Below are 13,000 nucleotides of genomic sequence, written 5' to 3'. Positions count from 1 at the left end.
GGACGTTCCGGAAAGGAGCGGGATTAAAAGATGTAATGACCCGATTTATCGGGCCATTACATCTTTTATATAGATGACAGGTAACGAGAAGGCAACGGTTTCTTTTCAGTCGATTGCACTGAATTTCTTTGTTTCAAATAACCACAACGAAGATACGAAAACATACAGAAAAATCCCAATAGGTACTATTCCTCCAAGTCCTATTGTAAAATACCCGAATTGATTTACTAATAACCATATCGAAAACGTCATCTTCCCAACTTGATTATACAACAAGTCGTATTCATATTTCTATCTAACAATCGGCATTTTGAATATCTAGATATAAGTTCTAACCCAAGGGTTTCATAGTCCAAGTCACAGCTTGTTAAAATAGGTTTCTAAAACATAATCTATTCTCGCGTTTGATGCATATATTCTGTCGGCGTCATATTGTAAACGCTTTTGAAGCATTTTGCAAAATAGGCAGGGGAAGAAAATCCTACGATATATGCGACCTCGCTTACATTGCGTCGTTGATCTGTTAACAGCTGAATCGCCTTTTGTAACCGGAAATTGCGTAATAAATCGGATGGGGACATTCCAAAAATACTTGTGATTTTCCGGTAAAGCAATATTCTCGACATTCCTAACATATCGCTCATCAGTTCGATTTTGAAATTGCTGTCGCTATACTGCGCCTCAATCAAATTGAAGAGCTTATCCCGGAACACATCATCCACACAAGGGAGATTTGCGGTTTCATGTCTCGTCAGATGGCCGAATTTTTTAGCAAACGTACTGGCAAGGCGCTTACGTTCCTCAATGTTCCGAATAATCTTCAGCCGAACATACTGCATATTGAACGGCTTGTGAATATATTCGTCGGCCCCTTCTGCAATTCCGTAAATCCGTTGGTTGTCATCTGAAAGAGCCGTAAGCAGCACGATCGGAATATGACAGGTCGCTATATTCGATTTTATGTTACTGCACAACTGGAATCCATTGAGTGCAGGCATCAGCACGTCGCTCAAAATGAGCGATACTTCATTGTCCATCACGGCTTTAACGGCATCATAACCGTTATTGACGGCAATAACGCGGAAGTTTGTTGAAAGTTCATCCTTAAGATAGGCGAGTATTTCAGGATCATCCTCGGCAATGACGATTGTTTCGTCGTATTTTTTGGTTAACAGCGCATCGATCTTATTGTCGTCGATCGCCTCGTCCGCAAGATAATTTGTCGGAAGAGTTTCATCAAAAGCGGCATTCTCTCCGAAGTGTGATTTCCCCTTGAACAATTCGACCCGGAAGACGGTATAGGCTCCCGGAAGACTATCCACTGTTATGCGTCCATGATGCAGCTCGACATATTCCCGAGTCAGGTGCAATCCGATCCCTGTACTGTAATTCGATGTGTTTTTGAGCGCATAGAAACGATCGAAAATCCGGGGAAGGCTCTCTTTGTCTATACCTTTCCCGTTATCCTCGACTTCGATCAGCACGCTCGGACCGTTGTCTGTCACCGACACCAGGATCGTACCGTATTTGGGCGAATATTTGAAAGCATTGGAAAGCAGGTTGAGCAACACCTGTTCGATTTTATCGGTATCGATCCACAACTGCTGATGCGGCGTGTCCGTACGGAATTTATAGACGATCTTTTCCGTTTCGGCATAAGTCTCGAAATAATTGAGTATCTCTTGCGTAAACTGTACGATATCCACTTGTTTCAGCGTAAGCATCATTTTATTATTTTCGATCTTCCGGAAATCGAGAATCTGATTCACGACATTCAGCAGATGGCGTGCGTTACGCTGGATCGTCCAGATATTACGTTGAATTTCGGGGTCTTTTTCCCGTTTGACGATACTGTCGAGCGGATTGAGGATAAGTGTCAGAGGCGTACGGATTTCGTGGGTGATATTTGTAAAAAACTGCAATTTATGAGCCGTTACATTCTCTATCTGTGCATGCTTATCCATCAATTCCCTGGTAGCGATTTCGATTTCCGCATTTTTTGCGGTCAGCATTTCGTTGCGACGCCGGAGACGTACGTTTAGCCGAAAGGCATAAATACCCATACTCCCCGCGATAAGAGCGATGATTACAACGGCCCACAATGAATATTTCAGGCCGTCGACACTTCGATCGTACTGTTCGAGCGTCGCTTTCTGTTTGTTGATCTGTTCCTGATAACTGACTATCTGTTCCTGCTGCGCTTTGAGCGTGTAGGCATTGTGAGAATCGACGAGCGCCGATTGCAACCGATAACTCTTTTCGACTCGTTTGCCGAGCAGAATCCGACGGGCGATCGACATGACCTTGTCTCCGCCTGTAGGATAGAGGAACGAAGCCTGCAATCGACCGTCAAGGACGGCATCTACCCCGACCAGCGCATCTATTCCGATAAATTTTATCCGCTGTGCACAAAGTGAATCGGTCGCATTGATCACATTGTAGGCAGCAAGTGCCATATCGTCGTTATGCGCAAAAACCAGATCGATATCGTCATAGTGCCCCATCGCCGCCACGCGTTCTTTTGCCACATCGGGTTTCCAGTCGCCGGAAATCGTATGTACCGAATAGCTTTCACTTGCTTCGGCGAGGAATCCCTTATGCCGTTCCACGGCGGGTGAGGAGCTCATCAGTCCGGTAATTTCGAGAATTGTAGATCCTTCGGACAATATGGTGTTAATGTAACGTCCCACGTCCCGACCGATATCGTAATTATCCGCACTGATGCAGGTTGTATAATGGTCCGAATGTATTTTGCGGTCCCAGATGATTGTCGGAATTCCCATATCGAAAGCTTCGACAGCGATCGGTGTTACCGGCTCCGATTCGTTCGGCGAGATAATGAGCAGATCTACCTTCGCATTGATAAATTCACGGATCTGATCGATCTGCAGCTGCGTATTGTTATGCGCGTTGCTGACTACAATGCTCAATTCCGGATATTTGGCCGCTTCGGCCTGCATCTGGATCATCATGATTTGCCGCCACAAGTCATTGGTGCATTGGGAGAATCCGATCACATAGTGACGTTTGGATTCCGAGACCGATTCATGACGGCAGCCGCTCGTCATTATACATATGGCAAGCAGCAGAAACAGACGGATCGGACGATGCGACATGATACGCGAATTTATGATTATTTTATCATATTCAGGCTGAAATCATCGACAAAATAGGTTGAATTCTGATCTGCCCAGACGCCGCAGAAAACAGTGAGCTCCTGTTCTTCATCGGAATCGAAATCCAGCGCCATCCGGGTCCAGTTCCTGCCGGACAGCAGGAACAATCTGTCTTTCAAAACACTGCCGTCGGATCGACGCACGCCGATATACACGCCGTTCGTCAATGGGGACAGGGACATGCGGGCGAATGCGGAAAGCCGATATTCTTTTCCGGGTAGCACCTTTATACTCTGTGTACAGATGTCGGACCAGACGGGTGTATAGCGGGGTGTTTCGACATACAGGGCGCAGGCGAACTTTCCCGCATGCGCTTCGGATGACAATTCGGACTTACCGATATTCCATGTCTTCACAGATTCTTCGAACCCGCCGTCAGCGAGCAGGTTCTCCCCGCCATGCGGCGAGCAGGCGAACAAGATACAGCTTATCAGCGGCAAAATAGTCTTGTACATAAAGTCGGTCTTAAAAACGGATACCCGGCCGTGTATGACACGGCCAGGTTCCGTCGGATATCAGAGGATTACAGTTGCGAAACGATAAAGTACATATTGTCGCCCGACGAATAGGGATAAACTGACGGCGAGAACCAGCCGCCCTGGTTTGCATTGTCGAGCACCAGTAGTTTTTCGCCCGACCAGTCGCCTTCGGGCAAACCGGCGTCGCGGTAGACCAGACCGCCCGTCGTCCCCGAACGGTAAACCATGATATAGCGTTTGTGAGTCGCATTATAAGTTACGCACATTTCGGATGCATTGCCATAGGTGATCGCCGCCGCCGATTCGGGATCTCCCGCCACCCAGTCGGTGCCGTCCCAATAGGTCCAGTTGGCCGCTGTTGCAATATCACCGTCGCTTTTGATACGCGCGACGTATATCTTGGGCGTGGAACGGCCTGCGTCCGAACCGAACATGTAAAGGTACTTGTCGCTCAAATAGAATGCCGCCTGTACGAAATGTCCTGCTCCGCTCCAACGCCCGCGTATCTCGCGGGTCCAGCTTTTACCGCCGTCTGCCGATGACAACAACCCGGAAAAGTTTGCCGTCCATGCGTCGCTGTCTTCGGGATCGAGCGACTTGAACGAATAATAATGAATATACTGTTTGCCGTTGACGGTCACACCGGCCGTCGGAACACAGGCGGTTTCACCGTCTCCCGACGGTTCGAGAATGGGAACGATACCGTCGCTGCCGGGCGAAACCTGGGCGATATAGAATCCATTATCGGGATTCATGTCGTTCGACAATGCGAATGCGTTTGCATAATGCTTGCCTCCGGCCGAAACATCGGTCAGCGCCATGGAAACCGTATTGTTCGGTCCGGCCCAGATGACGGCTTTACCCGCAAACGAAATATCTGTAAACGAAGCGTTCGAGACGGTTCCCGTCGCCAGGCAGGCGTCCAATTTGGTCGAGGTCTGGGTGGTGCCGGTCGGAGCGAGTCTGAAATCATCCAGTGCGACCCATACTCCGGGGTATCCCCATGCCCCGCAGAAGACATTGCCCTGCGTATAATCGCCGGAATTGAACTCCTTGGTAAATTCGGTCCATACGTCGGGATTCCAATCGCCGGCCTGTCCATCGTAAATAGGTCCACCTTCCAGCCGAACGCCCGTAAAGGCGTTCATTCCGGCCCATGAAGCCTGTCCGAAGCAGGAGAACGTATAATCTTTGCCTTTCTTGAGTGCAATCGACTGCAAGCAGGCATCGCACCAACTGCCGTCGTTCGGATTCTCAAGTTTCAGAGCGACCTGTCCGCTGTGCGCCTGCGTGTGTTTCGACACCAGCGACGGGTCTTTAGATGCCCCTTCGAAATACCAGAGTGAATGGTAGTCGATCGCTTCATCGGGGAAAAGTTCGAACCCGGGTTCGGAAATCATATTGAATTCGTCCGCCGCGAACGTGGCTTTCATCAGGGTTATGTTCGAAAGTTGTGTCGGTTCGGGATTGAGCTTGATGTCGTTGCCACCCTCCTTTTTGTCGTCAGCACAACCTGCGGCAAATGCTGCAAAAAGTAAAAATGAAATTGTGAAATAACGGTTTTTCATTGTTGTTGGTTTTTTAGTGTCGGTTATTCTGTTTTTATTGGTTTCAGGCAAATATCGTCCACGATAAATGTCATACCGGGAGCGCCCCAGACACCGACGAAAGCTTCGGCGTTTGCAGCCGATCCGGCATTGAATTCACAGCCGAAGCGTGTCCATTCACCGGCCTGAACCGTACCCGTCACGTCGTGGATCGTTCCGTCGGGCAGACGAACGCCGACATAGGCGCCTTCAGGCAGCATCTCTTCGGATTTCACCCAACACTCAATGGTGTAATCAGCATTCTGCTGTAAGGAGACCGTCTGAGTGCATACATCCTGCCATTCGCCGGAGTTCGTGTTTGAAAAACGGCAGGCGATCTTACCGCTGTGCGCATCACGCGAGGTGAGGGCCGCCGTATTCACGTTCCACCTCGTTTTATAGCTCAACGCCTGGGTCGGATGCTCTTCGAATCCGCCTTCCGAGAGCAGGTTGACGCCTGCTTCGTCCCAATTGAGGTCAGCGCGCATCAAGAAAACGTTCCATGTAGGTACGGCATGCGAGATGACGAACCACAATTCGTCTTTTTCGTTGAACCAGGGATGGATATAAGGAGCATAAAGCGCGTTGCCATCCTCATACATAATGATTTTCTCACCGGACCAGTCTCCTTCCGGCGACGGGGCGTCGCGGTAAACGATAGCCCGCTGGTTGACCGACAGGTACATCATCATATAGCGCTTGTAACGGCTGTTGTAGGCGACGGTCATTTCAGAAGCCGTGCCGCGGGCAACGGGTACTGCCGCCTGCTCGCTGCGCTTCCAGCCGGCACCATTCCAATATTCGTAGGCCGACTTGTCGAGGAGCTTCGTTTCGCTGACTCGCGCCAGATAGACATTACCATAACGTCCCGAATGCGTGCCGTACATATATACCAGCCCGTTCTCCTTCAGGTAGGCGATCTGCGTGAAGTTGCTGTCCGCATTCCATTTGACACCCGAACGGGTCCATGCAGCCCCATAATTATCCGAATAAACGATTTCACTGTAATTCACCGACCAATAATCGTTATCACCCGTAGGAGTCCAGTCATGGATGCTCATGTAGTTCAGGTATTGACGGGCGCCGACCGCAATGCCACCCGTAGGGATGCAGGTCACCTCGTATTCCGAACCATCGGGATACTGCCCGGTTTTGGCCCGGGAGACAATAATCTCCTTTACGGCATTACCGTCCATCAGCATCCCCGAATAATAGAGTCCGTCCGTCAGATCGCTGTCCGAAGAGAGGGCGATGGCATTCGATTTCCAATTACCGCCTCCGTAATCGAAATTATCGCCGAACACACACATGACCGTCCCGTTGCCGGCATCCCACATATTGCTGTAGTCGGTACGTCCGATATTGAACCGGGCGTCCGTTCGGTTGGGATTGGGAATCATTTCTCCGCTTTCCGAACGTCCGGTAACACGTGCCACGAGCGTTATGTTTTCCGGTAGCAGCGTCCCTGTTTCAACAGGTTCCGGTCCCGGCGGCTCCGGATCGGGAATCTCCGTATCGGATGCTGACGAGCAGCCCGGCAGCAGGAATATGACGGCAATCAGGAGCAAAATGCTTCTGAACCCGGATATGGGGCGTCTGTCCGTTTTAATAGGAGTATCCATCATTTTGGCGAAGGTTAATGTTGGAAAGCAGTTCGGAAGAGGGTATCGGATACAATTCGAGATATTTCTTCTGCTTGGGCGTGTGGAATGTCCAGCTTCCGTTTACATAGAGATTCCACCGGATCAATTGTTCGCGCCGCATTCCTTCGCCCGTGAACTCGCGTCCGAGCTCTTTCAGGAATTCGCCGTAAGGCACGGATACGCCGTCAACGACTGTCAAGGCGGACAACTGCTCGGCCGTCAGCTCACGCACGGATTGGGGCAGGGACGGATCGAAACTGCGTTTACGCACCTCGTTCACGATGTCGGCAGCCCCCTGTGCATCCCCGCCGCGAAGCAGACATTCGGCCTTCATCATCAGGGTCTCTCCCAAACGGAATACGACCCAATCCTGATCGGTCTCCCACTTCTGGCCGATCTTGATCTCGTACTTTCCGAAGCGGTAGCCGTCGAATTCACGTGCTGCATCGATTGACGCGATTTCATTGACATAATTAAAGGGGGTCACACCGTCGGTAAAATAGAGCGGCTGCTTGGTGAGATAGTCGTATTGCTGCCCCATGCAGTAGCTCTGCTTATAACGTTTGTCGTTGTAGTTATCGGGATCTGTGGCATCGAACGTCTCGTTCACGTATGAAGGCACGGCACGCAATCCATTGTAACCGCCCGAACCCGCGTTGTAGATCGGCTTGCAGGCCCAGTGCTGGGTTTTGGCATAGATGCAGTGAAAAATCGGCGATCCCGTCGTTTCGTCATACGGTACTGCAAAAATAATTTCGGGCGACGTTTCGCTTTGCAGACTGAAAATATTGGAAAAGCTGTCGTCGAGCTGGTATTTCGTAGACCCGATTATCTCGTTGCAAAGGATGAGCGTACTGTCGCGCTTGGCGGCATATTCACTGCCGAGCCACGATTCGGCATTCAGATACACCTTTGCCAGCAGATGCTTGGCTGCCCACTTGTTAAAACGACTGTACCGCTGTTCTTCGGGCAGTTTGTCCATGCTCTCGCGCAGTTCCCGCACGACGAAGTCATACACCTCTTTCCGGTCGCGCGTCGTGGGCATATAATCTTTCGGCACGTCGTAGGTCTCCATGATCGGCACATTCCCGAAAAGAGACAGCAGGTAATAATAATAGAATGCACGCACGGCACGAATCTCAGCCAGCGTTTGCTCGTCGAGCTCCAGTCCGGCCTCTTCGAACTGATGCAGCACCCGGTTGCAGCAGGTCGTGATACCGTACCACAAGTGGCTCCAACACGTACTGAAATGGGGATCGGTCGATTTCCATTCGTGATTGTCCAGCCGCAGCCAGATCCCGCCGTCATACCAGCCTCCGTCCGAATTGGTGGGAATGACCCAGGCATCGGTTCCGAGCTCGGTCAGATCCCAGATGCTGCGGTCCTCGTTGAACCAGCGCATCTGCCCGTACATGGGCGTCAGCAGGTAGGCCGAACTCTGTTCGCTGTCATCCAGGATCTTGTCAATGGTCATATCGCTGTAAATATCCGGATCGAGATTCGTGCATGAAGCCAGCAGGAGTGCGCATGCTCCGGACAGACGTATTATTTTTCGTTTCATGGTTTTGATCTTTAGAAGTTGAACGATGCCCCGACGATGTACGAGCGCAGATTGGGATATTTGTTGATCGGGTCTACGCCGGGTGTGAGACCGACGATCGCCACTTCGGGGTCCAGCCCGGAATAGCCACTGATCGTCAGCAGGTTCATGCCGGTGCAGAAGACCCGGATGCTGCGTATCACTTTATTGCGCTGCGAGAGATCGAACGTGTAACCGATCGTCAGGTTATCGAGTTTGACATAATCTCCCGACTCGATATAGCGGTCCGAATAGATCGACGGTGCGAAGTTATAATATTCGCCGACCTTCTGATAAGCCGATTTCGGCACATTGAAACTCGACAGCCAGGCGAGTGTTTCATACTTCATCCGGTAGGCGTTCAGAATATCGAAGCCGAAGGCTCCGCGGAAGGACACCGACACATCAAGTCCCTTCCAGCGATAGTTAGCCTGCAGGGCGGCGAACATTTTGGGCATACCGTTACCGATAATAGCCTTGTTGTCTTCACTGGGGTCCGAATTCTCGGCTCCGACAACATTCCATGTCGTGCTGTTCTTCAGTCCGTCGACACGCCATCCGTAGAAATTACCGACAGCCCAGCCATCTTCGAGCCGGTGCGTGTAAGTCTGCATGGGTTCTCCGGTCGATCCGAGCGTCAGGTATTCCATCGTATACCTGTCATTGGAAAGTGAGATCAGCTTGTTCTTATTGTACGAGAAATTCCCGCTGAGCGACAACGCCATATCTTTGCGGGAAATCAAGTCTCCGGAAAGCATCACCTCGACACCCTGGTTGCGCATCGAACCCACGTTGGCCAAAATCGAATTCGTGATATTGGGAGGGGTCGGTACCGTATAAGTGTATAACAGGTCATCGGTACGGCGATTGTAAAAATCGATACTACCCCGGAACCTGCTGCCGAACAGAGCAAAGTCGAGTCCGACGTTGAGTTCCTTTTTGCGTTCCCATTTCAGATCGTCGTTCGCATTGTTCGTCGGCACGATACCATTCACCCACTTGCCGCCGTCGTACCCCATGTATGCGGTGCTGAAGTTGTACAGCGGAATGTATTGGTAAGCAGACGAGGGTGCGGTACCGGTAATACCATATCCGACACGTAATTTGAGATCGGAAACCCAGTGTACATCCCGCATGAACTTTTCCTGTGTGATCCGCCAGCCGGCACTTACAGCCGGGAAAGTACCCCAACGGTTGTTCTTTCCGAACTTATCGCTTCCCTCATGACGCAGGCTCGCCATAAAAAGATATTTGTTGTCGAAATTATAGTTCACACGACCATAGAAACCGATCAGTTTGACCCGGTACTTATAACTGGTTAATTTCGAAAGACCATCGAGCGTCGAATTCGCCGAACCGATATTCCAGGCGCCGAATCCATCGATCGGGAAATCATAAGCATACATCTCGGAAGACTGATGAATATAATCGTTGTAACTGTATCCGACGGTCGCCTGCAACGTATGAAAACCGAATTTACGCGAATAATCGGCCTGTAATTCAAGTGTCTTGTCCTCGCCGTGGCCCCCCGAAAGTCGCGCCTGTCCCCGTGTGCTGCCCATCGTCGATGAATAATGCTTCCGGGTCGTGCTGTAGGCGTAATCATTGAAATCGCCCATGTAAATACCCGTAGCACTGATCGTCAGATCCTTGATCGGCTCGACCGAGATACGACCCGACATCATCAACTGGTCGTACTTGTTTTCGGTGCTCTGCTCTTTCAGCAAACCGACCGGATTGGCCCCGTTGCTGTTTTCGTAATAGGAACCGTCGGCATTGTAGACCGGGATGGTCGGGTTCCGGCTGAGCGCCTGCATATAGAGATCCTCCGGAACGATACCCTGCGTTACGATCTTATTACTGACATTCAGTGCTATTTTGAGCCGATCGTCGAACATGGCGTGATTGATGCTGAGCTTAGCAGTCAACGACTCGTCGAAAGAGCCCTTGTAGATTCCCTGTTTGTCGTTGTAGGTCACCGAAGCGAGGTAATTCGTCCGGGCGTTTCCGCCTTGCAACGAGACGTAATGCGTCTGGCTGACGGGCGTACGGGTAATCTCCTTGACCCAATCCGTATCACCCTTGAAATCGTTAATCAGGTCGAAGCGTGAATCCTCTTTTGCGAGCCGGGATTTCAAGCTGCGAAGTTCCGTGGCATTCGGATAATCGGAAGTCTCGTCGAACATCTGATCGATGGTAACATATCCTTTATATTCCAACGTGACACGTCCCGACTGCGGTCGCTTGGTGTTGATGATAATCACACCGTTCGTTCCGCGTGTACCGTAGATAGCCGCAGCCGAACCATCCTTCAGAACATCGATGGATTCGATGTCTTCCGGTGAAATGGCATTGAGGGATCCGCCGGCCACACCGTCGATCACGATGAGCGGTGCCGAAGAAGCAGCCAACGTAGAGATACCGCGCAGCATGATACTCAACTCACCGCTGGGGTTGCCTGATGTTTTGGAAATACCCAAACCGGCGACTTTTCCCTGAAGCAACTGGAGCGGATTACTGACGCTTCCCTGCAGAAATTCATCGGACGACACTCGAGTAATCGAACTGGTAATCTCTTCTTTACGGATCGTACCGTAACCGATTGCAACCACTTCTTCGAGTCCGATGGCATCGGCTTCAAGTGTGAAATTCACTTCCGTCCGACCATTGATGCCGGTTTCAGCACTTTTCATGCCGATGAAGGAACACACAAGCGTTGCATTCCTGTCTTTTATGTTCAGCGAGTAACTGCCGTCGCTGCCGGTCGAAGTGCCGGTCGTAGTTCCCTTGACGACGACCGATGCCCCGACAATTCCGTTTCCCGCCTGATCGGTTACTTTACCGGAAATGCCGTAACTCTTTTGTGCCGAAACCGGCATACCGGCCAGCAACATCAGAACTGCGCATAACATGAAATAGAGTTGTTTCATAATTGGTGGTATTTAGGTTAGTTTTTCTCTGTTGCTTCAGACAACGCTGTCCCGTACCAGAAAGCGGCTGCACGGTAATCGACCGTGCCGGGATTCCAGCTCAGCATTTCCAGGTCGAACTGCAACCGCTGCCCGAATGGTATTACATCCAGATTCCGGGTGCGGACAAAAGTGTTGTAACCGTGTGACGATGTTTCATCGGCACGGGGAGCGCCGCCGAACGGCGTTGCGAACGGCACCACAGGCGCCCATGAACAGTTGTAATAATCCTCCGTCCCGGTACCCATGAACGAAGGGAACGTATCGTTGTCGACCCAGATCTTTTCGTCGCCCTCGCCGTACCAGTCCGGACAGTGGTTATAAAGCGACAGCACATCGCCGCAATAGACCCCGTGACCGGTTATGGTCGTAAAATTCCAGTCGAGATTGTCCGGCGAGTTATAATCATTGTTGACCGGAATACCCGTTTCATCGTGGTAAGTTGCATGGAAATAGAGTGTCTGCGCTGTACGGTCGAAATCATCGACATAGCACGTGATTACGGCTGTAAAGGGAATATCGCTCTTTTTTTCGAGACGCAGGTCCGCATGTTCCGCATAAGGCATCACCCAGCGGCTCGTAAAGGAACCTTTGCCGTCGGATGAAACATACCAGCCCGACGAAGCCGGCGCACCGGTACCAACTCCGAAGAAACAGTCCAAAGGACACCACACACAGCGTGTACCGTCGAAATCGATACGTAACCAGGTCTGCTGCATAATTTCGGTAAGATCCGCCGGATCGAATTCCGAAAGCGTTATGGCCAGCGACCGGATCGCTTTACTTCCGTCAGGCAAGTGCAGTGACGTGGTACCGTTCGACGTCGGGGTGACTGTCCGGGTACATTCCGTTCCATCAGCATACATTTCGGGGGAGAGCAGTTTGCGATTTACCGCGGCGATCTTATCCGTGAGTTTGCGCACCTCTTTCAACGAGAAGGTCCGAACATTCGTTCCGTTGTCATAGGTTCTGTATCCGATATGATAGTAACGGGGTATTTTGACCGTGTAATCGGGTTCTTCAAGCGTGATACGGCAGGATCGGGCATAGGGCAAGGGCAGAAAGAAGGTGTTGCCACCGGTTTTGGAAAGTTCATCTTCATAATGCGTATGTGTCAGCGAAAGGGCCGTACCGACAGTTGCCGGAAAGCGTGCCATGTCATAAGCCGGGATCTCGATTTCTGGTGTATCCGATTCGTCGAAATAGAAGCGCAGAGTTCCGCGTTTATCGGACGTCGTCATCCAGATACGTGTTATGGCTCCGGGTCCTTTTTCATCGAAGAGTACCTTTTCGACACGGCCGCGAACCGTATCGAGCCGTTCGAATCCGGCACCGTCGTCATTGGCGAACCAACCGGGTTCGTGGGGACTGACGGTACGGCGGTCGTAACTGCTGACTTGCGCCGCACGATAATTCACAGCAGGATAACCGGTCACTACGTCGTATGAAACCATTTCATCCAACAGCGATGCCGTCGTTATCGGGGATGCTGTGTCCGGGGGGCTGTTGTGCGTTCCGCAACTTATGATGCAGAGCGCCATTAAGATTGTAACGAGTTGTTTCATGGT

At 51.0% G+C, this 13,000-nt stretch carries 7 protein-coding genes; all 7 read right to left on the bottom strand.

Annotated elements, in window-relative coordinates:
- Positions 1-392: 392 nt before the first annotated feature.
- Positions 393-3,017, bottom strand: coding sequence for a substrate-binding domain-containing protein (locus ACGHP5_RS06405; RefSeq protein ID WP_390568200.1), 2,625 nt, complete (start codon positions 3,015-3,017; stop codon positions 393-395).
- Positions 3,018-3,133: 116 nt separating this feature from the next.
- Complete coding sequence (locus ACGHP5_RS06400) at positions 3,134-3,631, bottom strand: carbohydrate-binding protein (protein WP_290532997.1); 498 nt, start codon at positions 3,629-3,631, stop codon at positions 3,134-3,136.
- 68 nt (positions 3,632-3,699) lie between these two features.
- Complete coding sequence (locus ACGHP5_RS06395) at positions 3,700-5,223, bottom strand: DUF4185 domain-containing protein (RefSeq protein ID WP_390568199.1); 1,524 nt, start codon at positions 5,221-5,223, stop codon at positions 3,700-3,702.
- A gap of 23 nt (positions 5,224-5,246) precedes the next feature.
- The gene (locus tag ACGHP5_RS06390) at positions 5,247-6,863 is read right to left on the bottom strand and encodes a DUF4185 domain-containing protein (RefSeq protein ID WP_390568198.1); all 1,617 of its coding nucleotides are present in this window, start codon (positions 6,861-6,863) and stop codon (positions 5,247-5,249) included.
- Entirely contained in the window at positions 6,847-8,445 is a 1,599-nt protein-coding gene (locus ACGHP5_RS06385; RefSeq protein WP_390568197.1) for a RagB/SusD family nutrient uptake outer membrane protein, read from the bottom strand. The genes ACGHP5_RS06390 and ACGHP5_RS06385 overlap by 17 nt, the downstream gene beginning before the upstream one ends.
- Positions 8,446-8,456: 11 nt before the next feature.
- Positions 8,457-11,393 carry a SusC/RagA family TonB-linked outer membrane protein gene (locus ACGHP5_RS06380; RefSeq protein ID WP_390568196.1) on the bottom strand — a complete coding sequence of 979 codons (2,937 nt, stop codon included), beginning with the start codon at positions 11,391-11,393 and terminating at the stop codon, positions 8,457-8,459.
- A 17-nt stretch (positions 11,394-11,410) separates the two neighbouring features.
- Positions 11,411-12,997 carry a glycoside hydrolase family 172 protein gene (locus ACGHP5_RS06375; protein ID WP_390568195.1) on the bottom strand — a complete coding sequence of 529 codons (1,587 nt, stop codon included), beginning with the start codon at positions 12,995-12,997 and terminating at the stop codon, positions 11,411-11,413.
- Positions 12,998-13,000 lie beyond the last annotated feature (3 nt).

The sequence above is a fragment of the Alistipes sp. i18-0019-D1 genome (assembly GCF_042852885.1).
Classification (GTDB): domain Bacteria; phylum Bacteroidota; class Bacteroidia; order Bacteroidales; family Rikenellaceae; genus Alistipes.
The sequence above is the reverse complement of the archived record's forward strand: the minus strand, read 5'-3'. Positions and strand labels throughout refer to the sequence as shown.

What these genes read in the sequence shown, in the direction of transcription:
- ACGHP5_RS06400 (WP_290532997.1), bottom strand. Translation starts at nt 3,631, where the DNA reads ATGTACAAGACTATTTTGCCGCTGATAAGCTGTATCTTGTTCGCCTGC.
- ACGHP5_RS06395 (WP_390568199.1), bottom strand. Translation starts at nt 5,223, where the DNA reads ATGAAAAACCGTTATTTCACAATTTCATTTTTACTTTTTGCAGCATTT.
- ACGHP5_RS06390 (WP_390568198.1), bottom strand. Translation starts at nt 6,863, where the DNA reads ATGGATACTCCTATTAAAACGGACAGACGCCCCATATCCGGGTTCAGA.
- ACGHP5_RS06385 (WP_390568197.1), bottom strand. Translation starts at nt 8,445, where the DNA reads ATGAAACGAAAAATAATACGTCTGTCCGGAGCATGCGCACTCCTGCTG.
- ACGHP5_RS06380 (WP_390568196.1), bottom strand. Translation starts at nt 11,393, where the DNA reads ATGAAACAACTCTATTTCATGTTATGCGCAGTTCTGATGTTGCTGGCC.
- ACGHP5_RS06375 (WP_390568195.1), bottom strand. Translation starts at nt 12,997, where the DNA reads ATGAAACAACTCGTTACAATCTTAATGGCGCTCTGCATCATAAGTTGC.